The organism is Streptococcus sanguinis, from assembly GCA_013378335.1.
GTDB classification, from domain to species: domain Bacteria; phylum Bacillota; class Bacilli; order Lactobacillales; family Streptococcaceae; genus Streptococcus; species Streptococcus sanguinis_I.
Map to the genome: position 1 here is coordinate 1,999,149 of CP040556.1, position 24,274 is coordinate 2,023,422.

Consider the following 24,274-nt stretch of genomic DNA (forward strand, 5'->3'; position numbering starts at 1 on the left):
CTCGCATCAACTAGGTTTCATCAAAAATTCTCAATACGATACACATTCCTCTTATAAGAGCATATCCTGCTTTTCATTATGGAAAAACTCTGGCTCTGCTTCTTGCCACTTTTCCAAAAAATGATATAATTTGAAGAGTGAAGATTACCGAGGGCTTAGCCCTTGCTAGAGAAAGGAAAGAAAATCTTATGATGAACATGCAAAGCATGATGAAGCAAGCACAAAAGCTTCAAAAGCAAATGGAAAAAGGCCAAGCAGAACTGGCTGCAACAGAATTCACTGGGAAATCAGCCCAAGATTTAGTCGTTGCTAAACTGACTGGCGATAAAAAAGTAGTCAGCATTGACTTCAATCCAGCCGTTGTGGATTCTGAAGATTTGGAAACTCTGTCAGAGATGACAGCGCAGGCCCTGAATCACGCGCTGGCTCAAATTGATGAGGCCACTCAGAAGAAAATGGGCGCTTTCGCAGGCAAATTGCCTTTTTAAGCAAGATAAATAACCTTACCTCTTGACTAAACATAAGTCAAGAGATACTCGAACCAGCAAAAAGAGTTTGGGACAAAAAGATTTCAATTTTAAAAATCTTAATTATTAAGCCCTTCAAATCTATAATTAAATAATTAAATGCGAAAAGCGAACAAAGCAGAATTCTGATTACCAGAAAACTAGTTTTGTTCGCTTTTTATATTTGAGGTTGGACTTTTGTCCCAGCCTCTTTTGATTTATAGTCGTTTCCTCACTAGTCCACTACACAAAATTAAGCAAATCCGCTGCCTTACTCATCAAAAGCAGAGCATAGTCAGGATTATTCTGTAGCTCCTTGATAGAGCTCTGAACCAGCTCTAAATCATCGGTAATCATGCCGTCAACACCCAGACGGAAGGATTTGCCAATGCTGTCTGCATCATTGATGGTCCAGTCATAGAGCTGCTTATCCGTCGTCCATAGCTTATCGACAAAGTTTTCATCGAGGGTCGAGTACTCCATCGTATAGCCGGAAGCCTGTGTTCGCGGGAAAATAGTATTGTAGGGCAGGATAAAGAAGGTCGGTATGCTCTCATCATACTGGACTGTCTTGTCAATAACCTGATAGTCCAATGACTGAATCTGGTGGCCATAAACCTTGATGTTGGCTCCGTATTGGCTCAGGAATCGGTCCATCATATCTGTTGAATCCAAGCTGCTGGTCTTGATTTCTATCAAGAGCCGCTGGCCCATTTGATTGGCTCGTTTGAGATAAGCATCAAAGCTGGAAATTTTGGCAGTGTGTCCATTTTCCGAAATATCTAAAGCCGTCAGCTCTTGCAGAGTCAACTCTTGCGGTTTAGCATCAACGCCAGCCAAGGCTTTTAGATTGGCATCGTGCATCATGACAAACTGTCCGTCCTTGGTCTCCTGTACATCCATTTCGATATAATCTGGCTTGAGCAGGGCGGTTTTCTCTAGCGACTCAACCGTATTCTGGACACCATTTCCCTGCGAAACTCCACGGTGAGAGATGGTTAGAGGGACGTTTTCCAAGGGCAGATTGAGATAGGCAAAGCCTTCAAGGACAAAGGCAGAGCTGGTGACCAGAAGGATAAACCAGCGCATGAGAGGCAGGCCTTTCCTGTAGCGGTATTCAGACAGCTTACTGTCTGTCAGAAAAGCCACAAACTTAATCAGAAAGTAGGCTACAATAAAGTAATAAGCCAGCTTGATGAGGCAGTAATTGACAACCGCTGCTGTCAAGGCTATCTGATTGGACTGGCCATCCGCATACTGCTGCAACACTAAAATCAGAATGCTGCTTAAAAGAAAGAAGAGAAAGCTCTTAGCCAGTATCCAAAAGAGCTGCCAAGTATAGCGAATCAGGTGCCCCTTGGTCTTCTCCAAACTATACCTAATCGCGTCTCGTAGGCGGAAATGCTCAAAAAAGAGCTTGGGCAGGGCAAACATCAGGCGGACAGCTATCAAAAAAAGCAGAAAACCTAAAGCATAGATTGATAATCTCATCCATAAGGCCGTCTTGAGATAGGTCACGATAAATTCTGGAATCAGAATTTTATTCAAGTAGTATATTTTGAGAATTTGCCGCAGAAAGGGAAAGATAAAGCCCATATACAGTGCAATAAAGAGGACCTTGCTGGGCCGGGCGTAGCGAATCAGCAATCCGCTGTCTTTGAAACTTTTCTTGATAAACTGAAAGGCGCTTCTTTCTTCCTCGTCCAGAAGATTGCGGAGCCCCATAAATATCAGCCCAATCTGAAAATAAGCGACAAAGAGATTGGCCGCAAAAAGCACTAGAAAGGCCAAGCCAACCCAGACATTTGAAGTCAGAACCTTCAAGGCATTCGTATAAGATAAGAAGAGGTAGCCTGTCTGCTTGAGCAGAGTCTCTGCTGCAAAGGAGTTGAAAGGCACCCAGGCCAGCTCCATGAGCATAAAGACTGTGAAAAAGAGCAACAAAATTTTATCAAGATTGCGATAGAGACGTAAAAGTCCCAGTCTTTGTGATTTCATTTTCCTCCTTTATGTTGTGAACAATACAAAACTTGCTAAAAAGCGATTCTTATTTAAAACAAGGCTGAGACAAATGTCCCAACCTTATTTTTATTTTCCAAATAAACGTGCCCAGAAGCCCTTGCTTTCCTGCTCCTGAACCTTTTCCTTGGCTTCATCCAACTCCAACAGCAAGGTTTCACGCTCATTCATAGCCTTAGCTGTTAGCTGCTGCTGCTGGTCCAGCTGCTTGTCCTTTTCAGCAATCTGGACATCCTTAATGCGTAGCTGCTCATCTTTCTTAGCTAGCTGGCTGTCCTTAGCCTTAAGCTGCTCATAAAGCCGCACAATCTCAGCATTTTTTTCGTCTACCAAGATTTCCATCAGCTCGCGTTGCTTCACATCTTCGCTGACAGGTTCATCTTCAAAAATAGTTTTCTTATAAATCTCTTCCAGCTTAATCAAGCCGCTGCGGGTCACCACCGTGACTCCTTTTTCATTCTTTTCCGTATCTTCTGGCGGCAGTGCCTTGACACGATTGTTAATCGCCTGGCGGCTAACTCCAAGAATCTCGGCTAACTCGCTGACTGTCTTTTCAATTGCCATAATTTCCTCAAAAACTTTTTCTAGTTTGTAGATACCTAAATCTTATCATATCAAGCCTTAACTGTCAAATTTCACAAGATTTTTTGAGCCTGGCTCCTATCTTTTTAGCCCTTTTTTATGATACAATGAGACAGATTAGTCTAGTAAAAGAAATGAAAAAATCGAATGAATTGAGAAGCCTAGAGATGTTCAGCTACAGCCTTCCAAGAACGTCTACAAGATAGCAAATCCTACTCACCAAGGAAGCACAAGATTTCTGACTAACTGATAGAAACCACTCCCTACGAAAGGAAAAAAACAATGAACCATTTCGACACAATCATTATCGGTGGAGGACCGGCTGGCATGATGGCTGCCATTTCCAGTTCTTTCTACGGGCAGAAGACCTTGCTCCTTGAGAAAAATAAACGATTGGGAAAGAAACTAGCTGGTACAGGCGGCGGGCGCTGCAATGTGACCAATAATGGAAATCTAGATGACCTCATGGCCGGCATTCCCGGTAACGGTCGCTTTCTTTACAGCGTCTTTTCTCAGTTTGACAACCATGACATCATCAACTTCTTTACAGAGAACGGCGTCAAACTCAAGGTTGAGGACCACGGCCGTGTTTTCCCAGTGACAGACAAGTCCCGCACCATTATCGAAGCTTTGGAAAAGAAAATTGCAGAGCTGGGCGGCACTGTCATCACCAATACCGAAATTGTCTCTGTCAAAAAAACTGATGATCTTTTCACTGTCAGATCCAGCGACCAGACTTGGACCTGCCAGAAATTGATTGTGACGACTGGAGGCAAGTCCTACCCTTCAACAGGCTCGACAGGCTTCGGTCACGATATCGCCCGACACTTTAAGCACACGGTGACTGACCTGGAAGCCGCTGAAAGTCCTCTTCTGACTGACTTTCCTCACAAAGCGCTTCAGGGGATTTCGCTGGACGATGTGACCCTAAGCTACGGCAAGCATATCATCACCCACGACCTGCTCTTTACCCACTTTGGTCTGTCAGGTCCGGCAGCCCTGCGCTTGTCTAGCTTTGTCAAGGGCGGCGAAACCATTTATCTAGATATCCTTCCTCAGATGAGTGAAGAAGATTTGGCTCATTTCTTAGAGGAAAACCGAGAAAAGTCTCTGAAGAACTGCCTGAAAATCCTCCTGCCCGAGCGCCTAGCAGACTTTTTTGCCCAGCCATTTCCTGAAAAAGTCAAGCAAGTCCATGTCAATGAAAAAGAAGCCCTTATCAAACGAATCAAGGAACTGCCTATCCCAGTCACTGGCAAAATGTCTCTGGCTAAATCCTTTGTCACTAAGGGTGGCGTTAGTCTCAAGGAAATCAATCCTAAAACTCTGGAAAGCAAGCTCGTTCCCGGTCTCCACTTTGCTGGAGAGGTCCTAGACATCAATGCCCATACGGGCGGCTTCAATATCACCTCTGCCCTCTGCACCGGCTGGGTGGCAGGCTCAAATCCAATAAGTACCAAATAAGAAAGGAAGTCCTTTGGAACATATTATTTTACTAAGAGGTGTTACTCCTAATGGAAAAAATGCTATCCCTAAAATGTCTTATTTGGTGGATATTTTAACAGAAGCTGGGTTTCAACACGTTCGAACCTATATTCAAAGCGGGAATATCATTCTTGAGAGTGACTCAGATTTAGAAGAAATACGAGAACGCGTTCATACTCTGATAAAGGAAAAAATTGGGGCCGACTTAAAAATGGTTATCAAGAATAAGAACGATTTTGAAAAGATTATTCACGAAAACCCGTTTAGAGAAGGCTATCTTCATGATCGTGTACATGTGATTCTTTATCAGGGATTTATCCAAAGTCTGCCACTAGAAAAATTGAAAGCTGACTATGGCGAGGAAGAAATTTGTCTAGGCGATCACTGTCTCTACCTCTATCTCCCTAGAACTGCAAAACGAAAAAAGCTCAATACCAACTATCTTGAAAAACTTTTTGGCGTGGATCTGACCATGAGAAAGTTAAACGTAGTAGAAAAATTACTAACAAAATAGGAGAACAAGATGAACAGACGCGAAACAGTCGAATTCGTCAACATGTGCATGATTTATGACGGAGAAAAAGTTCTTGTCCAAGAACGAGTGAAGTCTGACTGGCCCGGCATCACTTTTCCTGGCGGGCATGTAGAGCGAGGAGAATCTTTTACCGATGCAGTTATCAGAGAAGTAAAAGAAGAAACTGGATTAACCATATTCAAGCCTCAACTATGCGGCATAAAGGATTGGTATGATGATAAAGATTTTCGTTATGTCGTCTTGCTCTATAAGACAAAGCACTATTCTGGTGTCCTACAATCCTCAGATGAAGGAAAGGTTTGGTGGGAAGAGTTGCAAAATCTGTCTCGTCTGAAACTTGCAACTGAGGACATGTCTGATATGCTGCGTGTTTTTTTAGAAGACGATTTAAGTGAATTCTTTTACTATAAAGACGGCGACGACTGGCTTTATGACTTGAAGTAAAAAATGAGAGTGGGACAAAAGTCCTAGCCTCTCAATTGTCTTTGGATTGTCGAGCAAGACGCAGTGGTTGAGTGGGCTCTAACACGCTGATTTCATCAGTTTTTACAACCCTACTCAACTGTGCGGAGGTGGGACGACGAAATCGAATTCTAACGAATTACCGATTTCTGTCCCACTCTCATTTATTCTGCATTTGTCCGGACGTAAGCAGCAATCACATCTGCTGTGTACTGGGCAGTGCCTGGTCCGAACTTGTCAATGTTCTTCTTAAACTCTGGATTGTGGACATAGCCCTGACCGATGTAAGCAAAGACTTGCAGCGAGCAGTCAAAGCCGTAAGTGCGAATGGCTTGTAAGAGACTCGCTGCCTGCTCTTGATTTTCTGATGCTTCAACTGGCAAGCCTTGCTGCACGTTCTCTGCCAGACTTTGAAAAACTTGATTGAAGGCTGCGGCAGCTTCTTCTTCCCGTCCATTTTGACGAGTCAATGCTTCTGCCATGACTTCTTGACCGTATTCTTCGACAGCTTCTTGATGGTATTTGTGATTATCTTCGTAGGTAAAGCCTGCGAATTTTTCTTTCATTGTCATCTTTCTTTCTCCTTTTTCTTCTTGGATGGTTTTTTGTAAAGTAGAAATCAAGGTATCCAGGCGGTCTCTTTCCTGCTGCAAATACTCTAACTGCCTAACCAGATGCGGCAACAAGGCCTGTTCGTCCTGACTCAGCAGCTCTGCTATCTTCTCTAAGGAAAAGCCCAGATACTTATAGTAAAGGATGACCTGCAGCCGCTCCAAATCAGCTTGACTGTACGTCCGATAGCCATTTTCTGATTTGTCCGGTACTAAAAGTCCGATTTTGTCATAATGATGCAGGGTTTTGACAGAAACTCCCGAAAGCTGCGCAGCTTCTTTGATATGGTACATGATAGACCTCCTTACCACTATAGTATAAGGCCTGACCAAAGGTCAGAGTCAAGCTTTTTTAGAATTTTTTTAAACCGCCTTAGAGTTTCCAAAGCGGCTAGCAGTTATTTACGAGAAACCATAGCAATAAAGCCCAGTTTTTCCTGATTTTTTTGAAACATCTTGAACATCTTCATAAATTGACTATAGTTTTCTTTCTTGAGGGCATTGAAGCAGATTTTCAGTGTGCCGCCCAGTCCTTCGTCATAAATCATACCTCGAAGACTCATCAAGGTCATTTCGCCGACAAAGGTGTCTACACGATCAAAAGCGTGAGAACGCGCCAGCTGAATCCAAGAGCCTTCGGTTAGAGGACCAACATTAACGTTAATCGCACGCGATAGCTCTTCCCGGACATTCTCATCTCTTTGTTTGAGCATGACGTCGTGGGTAAGGAGCACTCCGCCTGGCTTCAGCACCCGGTAGTACTCATCCATACATTTGGCCTTCCCCTTATCCGTCTGCATGGTCAGCATGGCTTCATTAATAAGGATATCAAAAGAATTGTCATCATAAGGCAGCTTCATGGCATTAGCCTGCTCAAATGTAACTAGCTCACCAACACCAGCCTTGTCTCCATTAAGCCGCGCCTGATTTAGCGCAGCCTTATCCAAATCAACTGCAGTAATCTGGCAGCCATATGTTTTAGCCAGCTCAATCGTTGTGGTTCCCATATTGCAGGCAACTTCTAGAACCTTCTTTTCGCTGGAAAACTGCCCCTGCTCAATCAGCCAGTCTGTTGCCAGCTTGCCACCGGGACGAAGACGTTTCTTTCCTAATTTTGCTAAAAATTTATGACCTGCTTCTGCCATTTTCGAACCTCCATGATTTTGATTGGTTCCATTATAGCATAAAATATTATATTTTCAGATAATTCTTAGAATTTAGCAAAAAACAGACCGAATCGACCGATTCAATCTGTCTTGTACTCTCTTTACAAGCCAAGAAATCCAGCTAGATAGCGCAGCAAGGCCACCAAGACTACACCAAACACAACAGTTGCAATTAAGTTTTTATACTTAAATGCCACATAACTAGTCGGAAAAACGACCATTAAATCCAGCCATTTAAAACTCGGCAGCTGACCTGTTTTAGCATTGGTGACACTAGACAGGATAAGGGCAAAGATAATGGAAACTGGCAGGTATTTGAGGAAACGCTCTGCCATGGGCGGAAGCCCCTTGTACTTGACTAGGATAAAGGGCAAAACCCGCGGAATCCAAGTGACTAGGGCTGACAAAAGAATAGCCAGCAAAATATACTTACTTATCATCCAAAATTACCCCCACTGTACAGCCTAGCAAGGTTGCAAACAGTACCGCCAGCGAATTTTGAAGCAGCATGGTCAGAAGCAAGTATGCAAGGCCCACCACGCCCAAGACGAAAAAGAGCTTCTTTATCTTGACCCGTCGTAGCATAATTGTAAACTGAGAAGAAAAAATGCCGATAAACATAGCGACCAAGGCAAAGTCCAGGCCAAAGCTCTCAGGATTGGGCAGAAGGGCACCGAGGGCTGTTCCCAAAACAGTACCCAAAATCCAGGAAGCGTAACTCATGAAATTATTGCCCATCATCCAAGCAGCAGCAATTTCTTCTGTATGTGCCCGCTCTCCCATCAAGACTCCATAAGATTCATCCGTCAAAAAAGAGCCAATGACAATATTCTGCATCAAGCTAGACTTACGAAAAAGAGTTGATGCATGCAGACAGAGCAAAAGATGCCGGATATTAATTAAAAAAACAGTCAGTGCGATGGCCAAGACCGGCGCCTGCTGAGCAAATAAACCAATCATGGCAAACTGAGCACTGCCCGCATAAACCAGAATACTCATCAGCCCCATCTCCAAGGGATTCATATAGGGTGCCGCCATGATGCCGCAGGCTAAGCCAATCCCGATATAACCCAGAGCCGTTGGCACTGCTGCTTTTGCACCCTGTTTAAATGTCTGTCCGCGCATTCTTCTCCTTTACTCCATAGTTTCAAAAGCCAGACTCGGCCTGGCATTGAGGTCCAAACTGGCAAAATTCCCCTTGTTCCACTCGCTGACACTGGCATAGGCAATCATACCAGCATTGTCACCGCAAAGGCGCAATGGCGGAATGATCACCTTCACATCCTGAATCTCAGCTGCCAAGCGTTCTCTCAGGCCTTGATTGGCTGCAACACCGCCCGCCACGACCAGAGTCTTGACTGGATATTTTTCCAGCGCTTTCTTAGTCTTGGCCATGAGAATATCCATGACCGCTGCCTGAAAGCTTGCTGACAGGTCTTGATTAGACAAGACTTCTCCTTTTTGCTGGGCATTGTGGTGCAGGTTGATAAAGGCCGACTTGAGACCGGAAAAAGAAAATTCCAGATTGTCTTCCTTGATCATGGCCCGCGGAAAATCATAAATATCCTGTCCCTCATGAGCCAGCTGATCAATCTCCCGGCCTGCTGGATAGGTCAGGCCCATAACGCGACCGACTTTGTCATAGGCTTCACCGACCGCATCATCACGGGTCTCCCCCACAATCTTATAGTCACCAGCCTGACTAACATAGACCAGCTCAGTATGACCGCCGCTGACCAAGAGAGCCAGCAAGGGAAACTCCAAGGGCTCCACGCTCTGGGCTGCCATCAAATGCCCAGCCATGTGATTAACCGGAATCAGGGGAATATCATGAGCCCAGGCAAAAGACTTGGCTGCTGCCAAGCCGACCAAAAGCGCCCCAACCAGACCAGGACCGTAGGTGACGGCCACAGCTGTGACTTGCTCCTCAGTAATCCCTGCTTCTGCCAATGCCTCCTCAATGCAAACCGTAATGACCTCCACATGGTGACGGCTGGCCACTTCAGGCACCACTCCGCCAAAACGCTTGTGGCTCTCAATCTGGCTGGCAATGACATTGCTCAAAAGCTCCGTCTCATTCTTCAAAACCGCCACACTAGTCTCGTCACAAGACGTCTCAAAAGCTAAAATATATCTATCTTTCATGGATCTCTCTTTTCATGACAATCGCATCTTCCACCGGCGCATGATAGTAGGCCTTCCGCCGCGCGATTTCTTCAAATTTTTCTTTTTGTAAAATAGCAGAGCTGGCTTGTTGGACTCCCTCACTTCGAGGAAAATTTCTTTGTCTGCTGGTAAAAAGTCAAATAAGGCTGTCGCGATTTTCCGCCCCTGATAGCTAGGCAATACAGCAATCTGCAGGACTTCTGCTTCAAAGTCTGTCTCCTGCCAGACTAAAAAACCGACAAGCTGACTCTCATCTGCTGCTAGTGCACAACTGTTCACATCCGAACACAGAACCTCTGCCACTTGGCTAGTTGTCCAAGGGCTGACCTCATAGACTGCAAGTAAGAGCTGTTCCAGCTCTTCTGCGAGAAGTACCGCGTCCACATCCGAGCTGTCGCTCCATTTTCTCAACTTAATCATAGGCGCTGAATGTAAGAATCGCTGGATTCCTGATGGGTCTTGAGCCAATTTTCCTCAGCTTCTACTCGCTTGAGATAGTTAGGGACAAAGTCATGAATGGACTGGGCTGGCAGGTCTAAACCGAGACGACCAATAGCTCCCGCGTCTGGCAAGGTCTGCTGAATGGCAGCCTTAGGAAGAGCCGCTTCAATCTGCTCCGTAAAAGCTGTCGTTTCTCCGACAAAGGTGATTGATTGGTTAGCAGCGCCAGCTATTTCCAAAACCTCTGCCAAAGGCAGATGAGCTTCCGGCCTTACAGCCTGACCAGACTGGTAAAAGCCAGCATAGACATTATTGCGGCGGGCATCCATGACTGGAATAACCAAGCCCTCCACCTGCTCTGGTACTAAAGCCAGCAGACTAGACACACCGACCAGCTCAATCTTGAGGGTATGAGCCAGGGTCTTGGCTGTCGCCACCGCAATTCTCAGACCTGTGTAGCTGCCCGGCCCCTGAGCTACCACGATACGATCCAAATCTTTTGGCTTCATATCCAGACTATTCATCAGAAAATCAATAGCTGGCATAAGGGTAATGCTATGATTTTTCTTGATATTGAGCGTCACCTGCCCCAAGAGCTCCTTATCCTGCAAAAGAGCCAAAGACAAGGCTTTATTGGATGTATCCATCGCTAAAATGTTCATCATTCTTTTCCTTACTCGATTGTTTGCCTCTTATTATACTATAAAAGCAGCCACAAGCATAGACTCAGGCCAGAAAACTGCCTAGATAAGTCAAGAAATTCCAGAAAAAGCTTTCAAGATTTTTCTGACTTGCACCTTTTACTATTCCCCTATTTTATGTTATAATCATTATAATTGTAACGAATCAGGATTAATCTACTACTCAAAATTGAATAAAAGAAAACAGCTAATCAGCTGTTGTTTTCTGCAGGTTAATCATGAAAATATGAAAGGAAATGTAATGATTTACAAAGTTTTTTATCAGGAAACAAAAGAGCGCAGTCCGCGCCGTGAAAAGACACGTGCCCTTTATTTAGATATCGAAGCAGCTAATGAATTGGAAGGCCGCATTCAGGCTCGTAAGTTAGTCGAAGAAAATACCCCTTACAATATTGAATTTATTGAGCTCTTGTCTGACAAACACCTCGAATACGAAAAAGAGTCAGGCACTTTTGAATTGACGGAGTTCTAACCCATGGCATATACCTTAAAACCCAAAGAAGTTGGCGTTTTTGCGATTGGTGGGTTAGGCGAAATCGGTAAAAACACCTACGGGATTGAATACCAAAATGAAGTTATCATCGTGGATGCCGGTATCAAGTTCCCAGAAGACGACCTGTTAGGGATTGACTATGTCATTCCCGACTACTCTTATATCGTAGAAAATATTGACCGCGTAAAAGCTGTCCTCATCACCCACGGGCACGAGGACCATATCGGTGGTATTCCTTTCTTGCTCAAGCAAGCCAATGTTCCTATCTATGCTGGTCCTTTGGCGCTGGCACTCATTCGCGGCAAGCTAGAAGAGCATGGACTTTTGCGCGATGCCAAGCTCTATGAAATCAATCAAAACACAGAACTGCAGTTCAAGCATCTGAAAGCTACTTTCTTCCGGACAACCCACTCTATTCCAGAGCCTTTGGGAATTGTCATCCATACGCCGCAGGGTAAGATTGTCTGTACCGGTGACTTCAAGTTTGACTTTACACCAGTCGGTGAGCCGGCAGACTTGCACCGCATGGCAGCTCTGGGTGAAGAAGGCGTTCTCTGCCTCCTGTCTGACTCGACCAATGCTGAAGTTCCGACCTTTACCAATTCCGAAAAAGTGGTCGGACAGTCTATTATGAAGATCATTGAAGGCATTAATGGACGGATTATTTTCGCTTCCTTTGCCTCAAACATCTTCCGGCTACAGCAGGCAGCAGATGCTGCTGTCAAGACCGGCCGTAAGATTGCGGTCTTTGGCCGCTCCATGGAAAAGGCTATTGTCAACGGGATTGAGCTGGGCTATATCAAGGTTCCCAAAGATACCTTCATCGAGCCAAATGAACTCAAGGACTATCCAGCTGGCGAAGTGCTGATTATGTGTACCGGAAGTCAGGGTGAACCTATGGCAGCCCTGTCTCGGATTGCCAATGGTACCCACCGTCAGGTTCAGTTGCAGCCTGGAGATACGGTCATCTTCTCATCCAGCCCTATCCCTGGTAATACGACCAGCGTTAACAAGCTGATTAACATTATTTCCGAGGCCGGTGTAGAAGTGATTCACGGTAAGATTAACAATATCCACACCTCTGGACACGGTGGCCAACAAGAGCAGAAACTCATGCTCCGCTTGATCAAGCCTAAATATTTCATGCCAGTCCATGGTGAATACCGTATGCAGAAAGTCCATGCAGGCCTAGCCGTTGATACTGGAGTCCCAAAAGATAATATCTTCATTATGAGCAATGGTGATGTGCTGGCTCTGACAGCTGACTCAGCACGTATTGCCGGTAGCTTCAACGCTCAGGATATTTATGTCGATGGGAACCGCATTGGTGAAATCGGAGCTGCTGTCCTTCGTGACCGTAAAGACCTATCAGAGGACGGCGTTGTCCTGGCTGTTGCGACGGTTGACTTTGAGTCCAAGATGATTTTAGCCGGTCCAGATATTCTCAGCCGTGGCTTTATCTACATGCGCGAATCAGGCGACCTCATTCGCCAAAGCCAGCGCATCCTCTTCAATGCCATTCGCATTGCCCTTAAGAATAAAGATGCCAGCGTCCAATCTGTCAGCGGCGCTATCGTCAACGCCTTGCGTCCTTTCCTCTACGAAAGCACCGAGCGCGAACCGATTATCATTCCGATGGTGCTTACACCAGACGAAGATAACTAAAAAATAGAGGCTGGGACAAAAGTCCAACCTCAAATATAAAAAGCGAACAAAACTAGTTTTCTGATAATCAGAATTCTGCTTTGTTCGCTTTTCGCATTTAATTATAGATTTGAAGGGCTTGATAATTAAGATTTTTAAAAATTGAAATCTTTTTGTCCCAGACTCTTTTCGCATTTAATTATAGATTTGAAGGGCTTAATAATTAAGATTGTTAAAAATTGAAATCTTTTTGTCCCAAACTCTATTTTACTGCTTTATTTTTTGTTCGTGAAGCATGCTTGATAATCCAAGCGCAACTCGGACTCAGTTTTTCCTCTTGCCAAGTCCCAATCACCCTCTCAAATTTTTCAGGATCTTCTTTATATAAATCATTCAGATTATTAGCGACACTTTTTTGGATTGATTTATCCGTGTCATCCTTTAGATTCCTTAAAATAGCGGTAAATTCATCAAAATAATCTAAAACCACAGTCTGCTTCTTAGCCCAAGGCAGTCGGATACGCATACACTCGCTGGCTAATCTGCGGACGCGCATATTCTCATCTTGGCTCCACTCTAGCAGTAAATCCATGGTAGCTTTAGGATAATTAGCCAGCAAGGGCCGCATGGAAAATTCTCCAGTAAATCGCTTGGTTAATTCCTTACTAAAGGCTGCACTCAACTCGAATTCCTGACCTCCGTAAAGTTCCACGTATTTGCCAATCGGCCACAACCAGTATCCTTCTGAAAACATCCCCAAGCCGCCCTCTAACTCTGGACCAAGTATCTGCTTAAAAACCTTAAGAGAATCCGCATAAGAAAGCGGCAAGCATTCTTTGATACTCCTTGCCAGCAGCTCTTGACGCTGAGTAAATTCCAAAGACTCTAAGTCGCTTTCAACTAGAGACATAAAATGCTGAGCATCAAATTTATCTGTGTCTTCTTGCAAGCGACGGCTCAAATCCTCCGCATAAACCAAATCATAATAATCTTTAACCTTTTTCGCCATAATTTCTAAATCCCCTTAACAGACTTCTCACTGCTTCTCTGACTTCCGCTTCTTCCTCTTTCTCAGCCAGAAAAAGAGACAACTCGTTCAAGGCACCTGAAATCATATGAGCTGCCATATCCAGATCAATAGAGATAAGTTTCCCTTCTTTAGATAAAATGTCTAATTGTTCTCTCAAATGAAAGAAAGAATTACTCAAATTCATCGCCATCAACACTTAAATAATTTACCAATGTCATGGCACCTATATTGAATTCTCCCTCAGGTATATCTATCATGACATGCCAACCAGAATTTTCAATATTATTGAACCTTCCATAAACATCAATAATATCTCCCCGCCTTTGGGAGTACCATTTCCGACTTGATTCCATTGCGTTTCTTCCCAATCAATTTGTACTGATTCAATTTTCGAATTTTGCGACTTGATAAAATTTTTTATTTCATCTTGATGCTTCTTCAAATAATGCAGCTGCTTTTCTTTTGTGATTCGCAAACCAGCTTTACTATCGAAAGCTTTATTAAAACTATCATCCTTATTGATTATATAGATGCTTGCCCCGATAGTTATTACGGCCACAATTATCGCTATTATTGTAAAATGTTTTTTCATTTACTCCTCCTAGCCTTTAGAAATTACATATGCTGTAATGCATGATTACTTAGAGGAATCTGCCAAATCTACATAGAAATTATCAAAAGGTTTCAAATTACCATTACTCAAAAATCCTGCCTCCTACATATAAATCATTGGCTAAAGATATTGAATTTGGAACTACCTCATTATCTTTTACTAAAAAAGTGACATTCCAAGAAGAATCCTCAATATGATTGAATCTCCCATATACATTAACAATTTCTCCAGCACCCCACGGTGTTCCATTGCCAATTTCTTCCCAATGCGTTTCCTCCCAATTAATCTCTACTGACTCTATTTTAGGATTTTGCGACTTCACAAATTTTTTAATCTCTTCCTCTTGCGACTTTAAATAATCTAGCTGTTTATCTTTTGTGGAACGCAAATTAGCTTTGCCATCTGAAAACAAATTACTCTGTTTTAACATATGTAGACTTCCTATGCCAACAACAAGGGCAATTAATGCCAACCAAATGATTTTATGTTTCCTCAATTTCTTCCTCCTAGACAATAGAAGTTACATATTATAACACCGAATTACATGAAAAGGCGCGTTAGATCTGTATAGAAATTATCAAAGGATTTGAACTGCTATCACTCAAAAATGTCTCCTCCTGCTCGTAGCGGACTACCTTGCATGATAGAATCAATATCTACTTTCCCATCTTTTACATCAACTAAAATACTCCAACTCGAGTCTTCGATATGGTTAAATCCTCCAAAAATTCTTATCACTTCTCCTCCTCCCCACGGAGTACCATTGCCTACTTCTTCCCAGTTTGTCTGGTTCCAATCCAGCTGAACAGATTCAATCTTAGGATTTTGTGACTTGACAAAATCTTTGATTTCTTCCTCATGCTTTTTCAATTCATCCAACTGCTTTTCCTTTATCTTTTGCAAATCTGGCTTTCTGGTTATAATTTTATTTAAGCTCTCCTGATTTCCAAGGAAAAAAGCTCCACCGATGATTCCTATAGTTACTAAAGCTATAGCTATTGTTTTCTGCCTTTTCATTTCTTATTCCTTTTAACAGTCATTAGCATTATTATAGCACAAAAAAACAGAAACCAAATTGGCTTCCATTTATTTGAGAATGGCTCACTTAAATCGCTTGATAAAATGATATTTGGTAATGCCCTTTTGCGGAACATCTGTTAGACTGGCGTAGATTTCATAGCCTTGTTTGATGTAAAAATCCTTGGCTTGATAAGATTTAGTGGACAAGGTAATGCTAGTTACTCCAGCTTCTGCAACCTTTTCTTCTAATTCTGCCAGCAGACTAGCTCCCAAACCTTTTTTCTGATGTTCTTTATCCACCACCAAAGCCTTGACATGAATATTTTTCAACACCTGTTGGGCATGAAGCAAGGCAATTAACTGGCCATCTTCCTCCCGCCTTAAATAATAATCTTGAGATTCAAGTTTTTCAAGCATATCTGGACCAAAATAGGCTTCATATTGCTCATCGAAAACCCGCTTAATAAAATCATGAAATTTTTCCATCTTTCTCCTCCTCCACGAAAAAGCAGGGGATATGCCAATCCTCCTGCTCTAAGTTTAGTATAAATCCAGATAATTATCCACTTCCCATTGGGAGACAAAGGTTGCATAGCTAGCCCACTCGATACGCTTAGCTTCTAAGAAGCTCGTATAGATATGCTCGCCAAGAGCCGCTTTAACGACTTCGTCTTCTGTCAAGGCCTTCAAGGCATTGTGAAGAGTTGATGGCAGGTCTGTAATTCCAGCTTCCTTACGCTCCTCTGGAGTCATGATATAGATGTTTTCTTCGATTGGTGCTGGAGCTTCGATTTTATTCTCAACACCATGCAGGCCAACTTCCAAGAGAACTGCCATAGCAATATATGGATTGGCCATCGGATCAACCGAACGCAGCTCCAAGCGAGTCCCCATACCACGAGAGGCTGGCACGCGCACCAATGGTGAACGATTACGTCCTGCCCAAGCAATATAAACTGGCGCTTCATAGCCAGGAACCAAACGTTTGTATGAGTTGACCGTTGGATTCATGATAGCTGTGTAGTTATAAGCATGGTTAATCAGACCACCCAAGAAATGGTAGGCTGTTTCTGACAGTTGCATACCTTTTGGATCTTCTGGATCGAAGAAGGCATTATTGCCGTCTTGATCAAAGAGAGACATATTACAGTGCATACCAGATCCTGCAATGCCAAACTTAGGCTTAGCCATAAAGGTTGCATACAAACCGTGCTTACGAGCAATAGTTTTCACAACCAGCTTGAAAATCTGAATCTTGTCACAAGCCCGAAGCACTTCGTCATACTTAAAGTCAATCTCGTGCTGGCCGACTGCTACCTCATGGTGACTAGCTTCTACTTCAAAGCCCATCTTAGTTAGGACATTGACGATTTCCCGACGAGTATTGTCTGCCAAATCTGTCGGCGCCAAGTCAAAATAACCGCCCTTGTCATTTACTTCCAGCGTCGGATCGCCATTTTCATCCAGCTTAAATAGGAAAAACTCTGGCTCTGGTCCGAGGTTAAAGGATTTGAAGCCCAGCTCTTCCATATGCTTGAGGGCACGCTTGAGGTTGCTCCGAGGATCCCCTAGAAATGGTACATGCTCAGTCGTATAAACATCACAAATCAGACCCGCTACACTGCCGTTTTCATCTCCCCAAGGAAAGACTGTCCAAGTATCCAAATCAGGATAAAGATACATATCTGATTCATTGATACGGACAAAACCTTCAATGGAAGAACCATCAAACATGGCTTTATTGGATAAGACCTTGTCAAGCTGTTCATCCGTGGCAGGAATTTCCACATTCTTCATAGTCCCTAAAATATCAGAGAACATAAGACGAATAAAGGTAACATTTTTCTCTTTTACTTCGCGACGGATATCAGCTGCTGTAATAGACATTAAATTTCTCCTTGTAATTCAAACAAAATAGCTATGGTCGACGCATCTGACCAAAGGTTGGCAGAGAAGAAGCAAAACGGCCTTGCTGCAAGATGTCATGATGCAGGGCACGGCGGACATCTTTGTCACTAATAGTCTTGCGGGACTTGGCTTCACGCTCAGCATATTTCCTCTTAATCGCAGCGATATTATAACCTTCTGAAATATAATCCTTAATTTCTAAAAGGCGGTCCATATCATTCAAAGAATACATCCGACGATTCCCCTCATTCCGAGCAGGGGTAATTAGATTCTGGTCTTCATAATAACGGATCTGACGAGCAGATAGGTCCGTCAGTTTCATAACACTGCCGATGGGAAAGACTGCCATGTTTCGGCGAAACTCTTTTTCCTTCATTCAAATTCCTCTCTACGCACTATTATAGGACGAAATAAATCTTATGTCAAGAAATAATGTCAGATTTTCTTACACGGATTTTATTTTTTCTTTTCAAAGATGGCTCGCAGCCGATCTATATCAGAATTTACCAGAATCGCAACAAAGACTCCCATGAAGGTTTCAAAGATTCTAGCAAAGACATACAGGATGGTATCTTCCGGCCGAATGGACAGGGTAATGATCAGCATGGCAGATACCCCGCCAATGACTCCCGCCTTGTTGTTCATGGCGACATTGGTCATGATTGTCAGCATGGTACAGACCGGCACCAAAAGAAGGGTGACCCAATACTGCTCCTTAAAAACACTATTGGCGATGAAAAATAGCAGAGCGTAAAAACCACCGATGCTGTTTCCCAAGATTCGCGATGTCCCGAAGTGGACACTCTTATCAAAATCCTCACGAAGACTAAAGACTGCCGTCAAAGCACCGATTTGCAGGCCTTTCCAACCAAAAAGCCCAAAGAGCAGTAGGATGATGAAGACAGCCAGACCGGTCTTAAAGGTACGCATGCCCAGGCGAAATTTCGATTTATCAAACTTGTACTTATTGAAATAACTCATTAGTCTCCTTCCAGGAAATCCTCCCTCTCTTCATTTTAACATATTTCGCCTCAAAAAACTCTTTCTGCTCAGGACTTTTCCCGCACAAAGAAAAAGCCCTATCAGCTACCGCATCAAGAGCTATTGATTATTTAAAAGCTGAGACATTATCTGTCCCAGCCTCATTTTTATTATCTTTAGTTTGGATAAATGTAGGTAACTCCACCCATAAATTCATTCGGGTTAAAGTAGCCACGATAGTTGTTAATCTGCTTTTGGTGATTGTAGTTCGCTTCCAAGACTTGGATAGAGCTGTCGCTTTGCACATCTGTCACATAAGCAACATGTCCGTATTCACCGCCATCCCAAACTGCAATAGCCCCTGCTACTGGGACATTTCCTGTTGCATAACCCTGAGCACCAGCATTGATCGCCCAAGTATTAGCATTGCCCCACCAGTTGCTGGCCCAAGGAGCCATTTCTTTCACACCCCAAGTACATTGACCGATTGGGTAAGAATTGCCATAGTCAGTTGGTGTATTTAAGACAACATCTTCAGTATCAGATACCAAAGCAGCATCGCTTGTCGCTTCATAAGCAGGAGCACTGTATGGATTGTAAGTCTGTGCCAAAGCTGTACCATTTACTTGCAGCACGTCTCCTGGGTTAATCGTATCAAAAATTGATTTTCCATTATTGGCAGCCAGTTCGTAAGGATTCATCCCATTGGCGCTAGCAATGGCAAAAAAAGAGTCCCCTTGCTGGACAACGTAAGAATCTGCATTGGCAGCTTGAGCGCCGATTGTCGCCAAAAAAGCTGTAGAAGTTAAACCAAGAGTTGCTTTAGCAAATGCTTTTTTCATAACTGTTTTTCTCCGTATAATTTGTTGATAAGAAAATCATACCTCATTTACATGTCAGTTTTTTTAGAGTTATGTTTTTGTCATGTTACAAATGATTTAGACTTTTGCTACATGAGATTTAGCAGTATTTTTAAAGATAAAAGAGAGTGGGACAGAAATCGGTAATTCGTTAGAATTCGATTTCGTCGTCCCACCTCCGCACAGTTGAGTAGGGCTGTAAAAGCTGATGAAATCAGCGTAGTAGAGCCCACTCAACCACTGCGTCTTGCTCGACAATCCAAAGACAATTGAGAGGCTAGGACTTTTGTCCCAGCCTCTCATCTATTATCAGTCTTCTTTACCTTTCAATTTTCCTAGACCTAAAGCACCAATAATGGCTACTAAACCTAGATATGGCAGATAGACTGCATCTTTGGCTCCCGTTTCTGGCAGAAGAGAAACAGGAATCTTTTTAGCCACTGGAGTTGGATTGGCTCTTCTTGGATCGTTTACATCCGAAACAAGCAGATGCTGTGACTTAGGAGTGACTGTTGTAACTGTATTTGAAGCATAGACTACACGATTGACGGTATTGATGTAGGTATTTTCAAAAGTACCCGCAGCAATCCGCTTCATCTGTAGATAGGTTTCAGCCTGAAAAGCTGAATCCAGAGAAATAGTCTCTAAGAATTCTTCCTTGAAACGAATAGAAATCAAGCCTTTCTCAAGATCAATATTCGCAGCTGTATACTCAGTCAAATCTGTACCAGCCTTTATCACCTGACCATCTTTGAGCGTGATGTCTACTTTGGCAAAGGTTTTGTAAGCACCCGTGTACTCATCACCTCGTTGATCATAATCATCCACAAAGCTATAGTCTGTCAAATCTTCAGAGTGGTTAGCAGGGATCAAGCCGCCGATGAGACGGTAGTTAAAGTGCCGTCCCAAAGTCAGTTCCTTACCATCCAAGTTCTCTGAACTTGTTGGATCAAGACTCAATGTAATATCTTTTTCAGGACTGATTTTAGGAACATTGTTCACGACTACGTCTGTCGCATAACCATTTCCAAAGTCAATTTGATAAGCCCGATTCTCGAATTTGCCGCCTGTGCGGCCCATTCCTTCTTTGACAGCCATAGGGCTTGTTATCGTCAAAGACTTACCTGTTACGACATATTGGTCATAAAAGGCTTGGGCATCGTCTGCTGCAAAGAGTTGGAAAGAACCTTTAACAGTGATATTGGCCTTTTGAAGGAGCTCTCGAACTGCTGCAGGGGCTTTTTCAAGGCTCTCGTAGTGGGTCACTGTCACACCTGCCACAGCTTTGCCATCCGCATCTACTAGCTTGACTAATTCCGGACGAAGTTCAAGTGCTTCTTCCGGATAGTCATCTACATAGTAGAAACCTTTTTGAATCGTGCTCTTAGATGACTTGTCACCCTTATACTGATCCAAATCCCAAGTCAGCTCGTAGTAATTGGTCGAACCAGCCAAGACTTCCTTACCATCAATCACCAATCCTGCCTTATTTTTATTGACCTTGGTTGGCTTGATGTAATTATTGCTAGGATTATCTGAATCATCAGGCTTGCCTGGAGTGGTGACACGTACGACATTTGAGCGGACACCATAGGCATCATTGATTGTCAGGGTGAAATTATTAGTATAGGTTGCGCCATCGTTGAGCACTCGGCCGACTACTGTTGGAAAGAGCGTAGCAACTTCTTTGGTCGTATCAGCGTTATAAGTAGCTAGCGTTGCTGCAGTTGCTTTAAATGTCACTGTGTGACTAGCCTTATCATAGCTGACGTCAAAACCTGCGCTAGCAGCTTTTGTTGCTTCTAAGTCAAATTCATAACCACTTGGCAACGGATCAGCAATGACAAAAGAAGTCGTCTCACTGCGTCCAGCTGGAAGGTCTTCTGTCTTTAAGGCAAACTGAACGACGGACTGCTTAGCCACCAAGGTCTTGTCAATATTGGTGCCTTGGTCATTTTGAATCTCTTTATTGATCAGCGGCTGAGATTGTAAAAGAGCATAATGATAGTGCACAGTCGGAGCTACGGGCGCTGCTGGCTCTTTTTGATAAACAGGTTCCGCTGGTCTAGTTGGAAGCGGGCTATAAGTTGGTTCTACCGGCTTATTAGGCTCTGGTGTATCTGGTGTAGGTGTTGGCGCTTCCGGCTCCTTCTCATAAGTCGGTGCTGCCGGAGGTGTTGGCTCCTTTTCATAGGTCGGTTCTACCACTGCTGGCCGGACAGCTTTTTCTACTTCATAGCTTGGCTCAGATGGCTTACTAGGCTCTGGTGTTTCCGGTGTACGCGTCGGTGGGGTTGGCTCTTTTTCATAAGCCGGTGCCGTCGGAGGAGTTGGAAGAGCCTTCGGTGTTGGTGCAGTTGGAGCTGGATCCAAAGGCTTAAGCGCTTCTTCAGTTGGCACTGCAGGAGCTGTAGGAGCTACTGGCGCTTCCGGTTCTTCTACTGTGATGATTGGCAGATCATTCGCTCGAACATCACCATTAATCGCAAACCAAATATTTGGTTTCTTAGGAGCTAGTTTGTCAGCTCTACGTGGATCAGTAGCCTCTGGCTGGCCTAACACTTCAGAAGAGGAAATTGTTCCAATCGTCATGCTGTTGGTTGTACCAGAAATTTCCACCGCTCCTGCCCCATACCATGAGTTAGGAGCATCTGTAGTGTCCCAGCCTGAGTCCGGCTGAGCATTCTTATACATGGTAAAGCGAGAACCGCCAACTCCTTTTTTGAAGTTTTCAGACTCAGTCGCATAGATTTGGCCGTTCTTTTCACCAATAGAGGAACCCGAAATCTTGTTGAAAGTTCCGGTATAATCTTTGGCCATTTCGATAGAGTTAGCTTCACGGTTGAGGGAAGCCACGGACATCAAGGCCTGGTCAAAATTAATAGGTTGGCCTTTGTCATCATAAAAGACAAATTCCGTCTTCACAAAGAGAGAGGTAGCATCTTCAAGATTCCCTGTATAAGCTGAAGCAAAAACTCCCATGGTCGGGTCTTTAAAAATACCTAACCAAGCCTTATCGTGCTTAAATTGGGAACTTGGATCAAGAGTATAAGTATAGACGATTTTAGAAACTTTTTTCCCTCGATAATAAGTTCCCTGAAGATTTGTATAGGTTGCTGTTGCAGACTGTCCGCGACTCAACAAAACAGAAGACCATTCAGTCGGCCCTTTACCACTTGTTACGTTAGAACTATAGCCTGCATACTTGCCAACCGTACCAAAACTTTCCTGCTGGTTGGTCTGATAGTTAGCATTTTGAATATCTGTTACTTTGAAGTTGTCCAGCTGGAAGAGTTTATTGGCAAATTCAGTAGTATTCTTCACAGCGGCTTCCATGCCAGCATAGCTGACAAACTCACCAGTTGTAGTCAGTGACAGATCAGCATTAGGTTCTGATTTAAACACCAAGCTTTGCGCAATTGGACGGCTCAAATGCCCGTCTTCAGTCTTTTTTGTTTCTGCAAGAGCCAGACCAGCCTTAATCTTGGCCTGTTCAGCATCATATTTAGCCTTATCTTGCTGATACTTGGCTAATTTTGTGTTATAGACAGCCAAATCTGCATTATACTGAGCCAACTGAGCTTGATAGTTTGCTTGGGCTTGGGCATTACGCTTCTTAATTTCTTCGTTTTCAGCTGCTATAGTAGCATTCTTGGCTTGGTTCTCTGCTAGCTTTTGCTCATATTCTTTTTGAGCTGCTGCATTTTCAGCTTCAATTTGACTCTTTTTAGCTTCATAAGCTGCTAAATCTGCTTCATATTGAGCTTTTTTATCTTGATTTTCCTTTTGGATACGGGCCAATTCTGCCTGATAGTTCGCCTGAGCCGCTTGATATGCCGCTTCATTATCAGCATTGGTCTTTCGGACAGTTGCTAAATCTGTTTGATATTGGGCAAGTGCTGCCTCGTAGGCCGCTTTTGCAGCCGCATTCCTCTGTTTAATAGCTTCATTATCAGCAGCAATCTTAGCATTTGCAGCTTGAGTATCCGCTAAAGCTTTTTCATACCGTGCCTTAGCCGCCGCATTCGCCTTCTGAACACGATCAAGCTCACTTGCATAAGCCGCCAGAGCCGCATCATAATTAGCCTTTGTTTCCGCATTTAGTTTTTGAACACGAGCTAATTCTGCATCATAGGCCGCTTTAGCTGCTTGATAGGCTGCCGCATTATCCGCATTCGTCTTTTGAACCGCTGCTAAATCAGTTTTGTACTTGCTCAGTGCTGCTTCATAATCTGCTTTCAGCTGAGCATTTTCTGCTGTAATCCGAGCTACTTCTGCCTGATGGGCAGCCAAATCTTTAGCGTATTGGTCTGCAGTCGCTTTGTTTTCTGCTGTAATCCGAGCTACTTCTGCCTCGTAGGCTGATACTTTGTCTTTGTACTCCTTGACCTTGGTATCAATCTCGGTTACCTGCGCTTGATAATCTGCTGCAATCTCCGCTTTTTTATCTGCAGTTTCTTGAGTAGTCTGAGCTACTCCTTTGTCAACAGCTGGGTCTTTGACCACTGTCAGTCCAGCTTCTTGAGCCTTTTTGACGCTTTCATCTAAAGCAGCTGTTGGAACAGTCACTGTCACACCGCCATCTGCCTGACCTGCTCGCGCCTGACTCTCTTTAGATGCCTGACTGGCTGGTCCTTGAGCTTGAGGCAGATTGGTCGCTGCATTTCCAGTGCCCACCATTTCAGTATTGACAGGGCTATTGGTATCAGATACCACTTCATCTGCTCTTACTTGCATCGTTGACGTTAAAAAAGCCGCACCTAGAACAGCACCGCATAAAGTTTTAACAGCCTTGTTTTTCCGAAAACCAAAAACTTCTTTTTTCTTCATTTTTCTCCTCCCTCTGCTAACTTTTACAGTCTGCAGTTTTCTCATGCCTTCAGAAAATCAAAAAGTAAAGGAAACCACCAATCGGAAGTTTCTTTTTCATTTTGACCCTCTTTAAGCATCAGAATAAATATATATATCTTAATCCTAACAAGTTTTTCTCAGTTTTGCAAGCATTTTATGCTCGTTTTATTTACCTTTATGCAGATTTAGACATCCAAGGG

General features: G+C 43.6%; 23 protein-coding genes and 5 pseudogenes. 7 read left to right on the plus strand and 21 right to left on the minus strand.

Going from position 1 to position 24,274, the window contains the following annotated elements:
- Positions 1-188: 188 nt before the first annotated feature.
- Positions 189-488, plus strand: coding sequence for a YbaB/EbfC family nucleoid-associated protein (locus FFV08_10205; protein QLB52934.1), 300 nt, complete (start codon positions 189-191; stop codon positions 486-488).
- A gap of 261 nt (positions 489-749) precedes the next feature.
- Here the strand turns inward: FFV08_10205 and FFV08_10210 are convergent, their stop codons facing one another.
- Entirely contained in the window at positions 750-2,504 is a 1,755-nt protein-coding gene (locus FFV08_10210) for a glycerophosphodiester phosphodiesterase (protein QLB52935.1), read from the minus strand.
- A 90-nt stretch (positions 2,505-2,594) separates the two neighbouring features.
- On the minus strand, positions 2,595-3,089 hold the full coding sequence (locus FFV08_10215) for a DUF536 domain-containing protein (protein ID QLB52936.1): 495 nt from the start codon (positions 3,087-3,089) through the stop codon (positions 2,595-2,597).
- A 300-nt stretch (positions 3,090-3,389) separates the two neighbouring features.
- On the opposite strand from FFV08_10215, the gene FFV08_10220 reads away from it, so the two are divergent.
- From FFV08_10220 to FFV08_10230, 3 genes are read left to right on the plus strand one after another with little or no spacing between them, the layout of a single operon-like run.
- Positions 3,390-4,571, plus strand: coding sequence for an NAD(P)/FAD-dependent oxidoreductase (locus tag FFV08_10220; GenBank protein QLB52937.1), 1,182 nt, complete (start codon positions 3,390-3,392; stop codon positions 4,569-4,571).
- A gap of 13 nt (positions 4,572-4,584) precedes the next feature.
- On the plus strand, positions 4,585-5,106 hold the full coding sequence (locus tag FFV08_10225; protein ID QLB52938.1) for a DUF1697 domain-containing protein: 522 nt from the start codon (positions 4,585-4,587) through the stop codon (positions 5,104-5,106).
- 9 nt (positions 5,107-5,115) lie between these two features.
- The gene (locus FFV08_10230) at positions 5,116-5,571 is read left to right on the plus strand and encodes an 8-oxo-dGTP diphosphatase (protein ID QLB52939.1); all 456 of its coding nucleotides are present in this window, start codon (positions 5,116-5,118) and stop codon (positions 5,569-5,571) included.
- A gap of 114 nt (positions 5,572-5,685) precedes the next feature.
- Here the strand turns inward: FFV08_10230 and FFV08_10235 are convergent.
- The 8 genes and pseudogenes from FFV08_10235 to tsaB form a co-directional block, all read right to left on the minus strand.
- A pseudogene (locus FFV08_10235) lies at positions 5,686-5,751 on the minus strand (NUDIX hydrolase).
- Between the two features lie 2 nt (positions 5,752-5,753).
- A complete protein-coding gene (locus tag FFV08_10240) occupies positions 5,754-6,494 on the minus strand; it encodes a MerR family transcriptional regulator (GenBank protein QLB52940.1) in 741 nt (246 codons plus the stop codon).
- Between the two features lie 104 nt (positions 6,495-6,598).
- The gene (locus FFV08_10245) at positions 6,599-7,345 is read right to left on the minus strand and encodes a class I SAM-dependent methyltransferase (protein QLB52941.1); all 747 of its coding nucleotides are present in this window, start codon (positions 7,343-7,345) and stop codon (positions 6,599-6,601) included.
- A gap of 122 nt (positions 7,346-7,467) precedes the next feature.
- Complete coding sequence (locus tag FFV08_10250) at positions 7,468-7,806, minus strand: AzlD domain-containing protein (protein QLB52942.1); 339 nt, start codon at positions 7,804-7,806, stop codon at positions 7,468-7,470.
- Positions 7,796-8,491: an AzlC family ABC transporter permease gene (locus FFV08_10255; GenBank protein QLB52943.1), complete on the minus strand. Its 696-nt coding sequence runs from the start codon at positions 8,489-8,491 to the stop codon at positions 7,796-7,798. The genes FFV08_10250 and FFV08_10255 overlap by 11 nt, the downstream gene beginning before the upstream one ends.
- A gap of 9 nt (positions 8,492-8,500) precedes the next feature.
- The gene (tsaD, locus tag FFV08_10260) at positions 8,501-9,511 is read right to left on the minus strand and encodes a tRNA (adenosine(37)-N6)-threonylcarbamoyltransferase complex transferase subunit TsaD (protein QLB52944.1); all 1,011 of its coding nucleotides are present in this window, start codon (positions 9,509-9,511) and stop codon (positions 8,501-8,503) included.
- Positions 9,501-9,952 (minus strand): annotated as a pseudogene (gene rimI / locus FFV08_10265) (ribosomal-protein-alanine N-acetyltransferase). Before rimI ends, tsaD begins: the two are co-directional and overlap by 11 nt.
- The gene (gene tsaB, locus FFV08_10270) at positions 9,949-10,635 is read right to left on the minus strand and encodes a tRNA (adenosine(37)-N6)-threonylcarbamoyltransferase complex dimerization subunit type 1 TsaB (GenBank protein ID QLB53300.1); all 687 of its coding nucleotides are present in this window, start codon (positions 10,633-10,635) and stop codon (positions 9,949-9,951) included. The pseudogene rimI and the gene tsaB overlap by 4 nt, the downstream one beginning before the upstream one ends.
- 280 nt (positions 10,636-10,915) lie before the next feature.
- Between tsaB and FFV08_10275 the strand changes: the two genes are divergently transcribed.
- Positions 10,916-11,146 carry a DUF1447 family protein gene (locus tag FFV08_10275; protein ID QLB52945.1) on the plus strand — a complete coding sequence of 77 codons (231 nt, stop codon included), beginning with the start codon at positions 10,916-10,918 and terminating at the stop codon, positions 11,144-11,146.
- A gap of 3 nt (positions 11,147-11,149) precedes the next feature.
- The gene (locus FFV08_10280) at positions 11,150-12,832 is read left to right on the plus strand and encodes a ribonuclease J (protein ID QLB52946.1); all 1,683 of its coding nucleotides are present in this window, start codon (positions 11,150-11,152) and stop codon (positions 12,830-12,832) included.
- A gap of 241 nt (positions 12,833-13,073) precedes the next feature.
- Here the strand turns inward: FFV08_10280 and FFV08_10285 are convergent, their stop codons facing one another.
- From FFV08_10285 to FFV08_10330, 10 genes and pseudogenes are all read right to left on the minus strand, one after another.
- On the minus strand, positions 13,074-13,820 hold the full coding sequence (locus tag FFV08_10285) for a DNA alkylation repair protein (protein ID QLB52947.1): 747 nt from the start codon (positions 13,818-13,820) through the stop codon (positions 13,074-13,076).
- Positions 13,804-14,016, minus strand: a pseudogene (locus tag FFV08_10290) (TetR/AcrR family transcriptional regulator). The gene FFV08_10285 and the pseudogene FFV08_10290 overlap by 17 nt, the downstream one beginning before the upstream one ends.
- Positions 14,012-14,433: pseudogene (locus FFV08_10295) on the minus strand (hypothetical protein). Before FFV08_10295 ends, FFV08_10290 begins: the two co-directional pseudogenes overlap by 5 nt.
- A 103-nt stretch (positions 14,434-14,536) precedes the next feature.
- Entirely contained in the window at positions 14,537-14,950 is a 414-nt protein-coding gene (locus tag FFV08_10300; GenBank protein ID QLB52948.1) for a hypothetical protein, read from the minus strand.
- A gap of 101 nt (positions 14,951-15,051) precedes the next feature.
- The gene (locus tag FFV08_10305) at positions 15,052-15,471 is read right to left on the minus strand and encodes a hypothetical protein (protein QLB52949.1); all 420 of its coding nucleotides are present in this window, start codon (positions 15,469-15,471) and stop codon (positions 15,052-15,054) included.
- 84 nt (positions 15,472-15,555) lie between these two features.
- A complete protein-coding gene (locus tag FFV08_10310) occupies positions 15,556-15,960 on the minus strand; it encodes a GNAT family N-acetyltransferase (GenBank protein QLB52950.1) in 405 nt (134 codons plus the stop codon).
- Positions 15,961-16,014: 54 nt separating this feature from the next.
- On the minus strand, positions 16,015-17,361 hold the full coding sequence (glnA, locus tag FFV08_10315; GenBank protein QLB52951.1) for a type I glutamate--ammonia ligase: 1,347 nt from the start codon (positions 17,359-17,361) through the stop codon (positions 16,015-16,017).
- Between the two features lie 31 nt (positions 17,362-17,392).
- On the minus strand, positions 17,393-17,758 hold the full coding sequence (locus FFV08_10320; protein QLB52952.1) for a MerR family transcriptional regulator: 366 nt from the start codon (positions 17,756-17,758) through the stop codon (positions 17,393-17,395).
- A gap of 80 nt (positions 17,759-17,838) precedes the next feature.
- Positions 17,839-18,363 carry an aromatic acid exporter family protein gene (locus tag FFV08_10325; GenBank protein ID QLB52953.1) on the minus strand — a complete coding sequence of 175 codons (525 nt, stop codon included), beginning with the start codon at positions 18,361-18,363 and terminating at the stop codon, positions 17,839-17,841.
- A gap of 176 nt (positions 18,364-18,539) precedes the next feature.
- Positions 18,540-19,205, minus strand: coding sequence for a CHAP domain-containing protein (locus FFV08_10330; protein ID QLB52954.1), 666 nt, complete (start codon positions 19,203-19,205; stop codon positions 18,540-18,542).
- A 139-nt stretch (positions 19,206-19,344) separates the two neighbouring features.
- On the opposite strand from FFV08_10330, the pseudogene FFV08_10335 reads away from it, so the two are divergent.
- A pseudogene (locus FFV08_10335) lies at positions 19,345-19,413 on the plus strand (NUDIX hydrolase).
- Between the two features lie 119 nt (positions 19,414-19,532).
- On the opposite strand, the gene FFV08_10340 reads toward FFV08_10335, so the two are convergent.
- Entirely contained in the window at positions 19,533-24,053 is a 4,521-nt protein-coding gene (locus FFV08_10340) for an antigen I/II family LPXTG-anchored adhesin (GenBank protein QLB52955.1), read from the minus strand.
- Positions 24,054-24,274 lie beyond the last annotated feature (221 nt).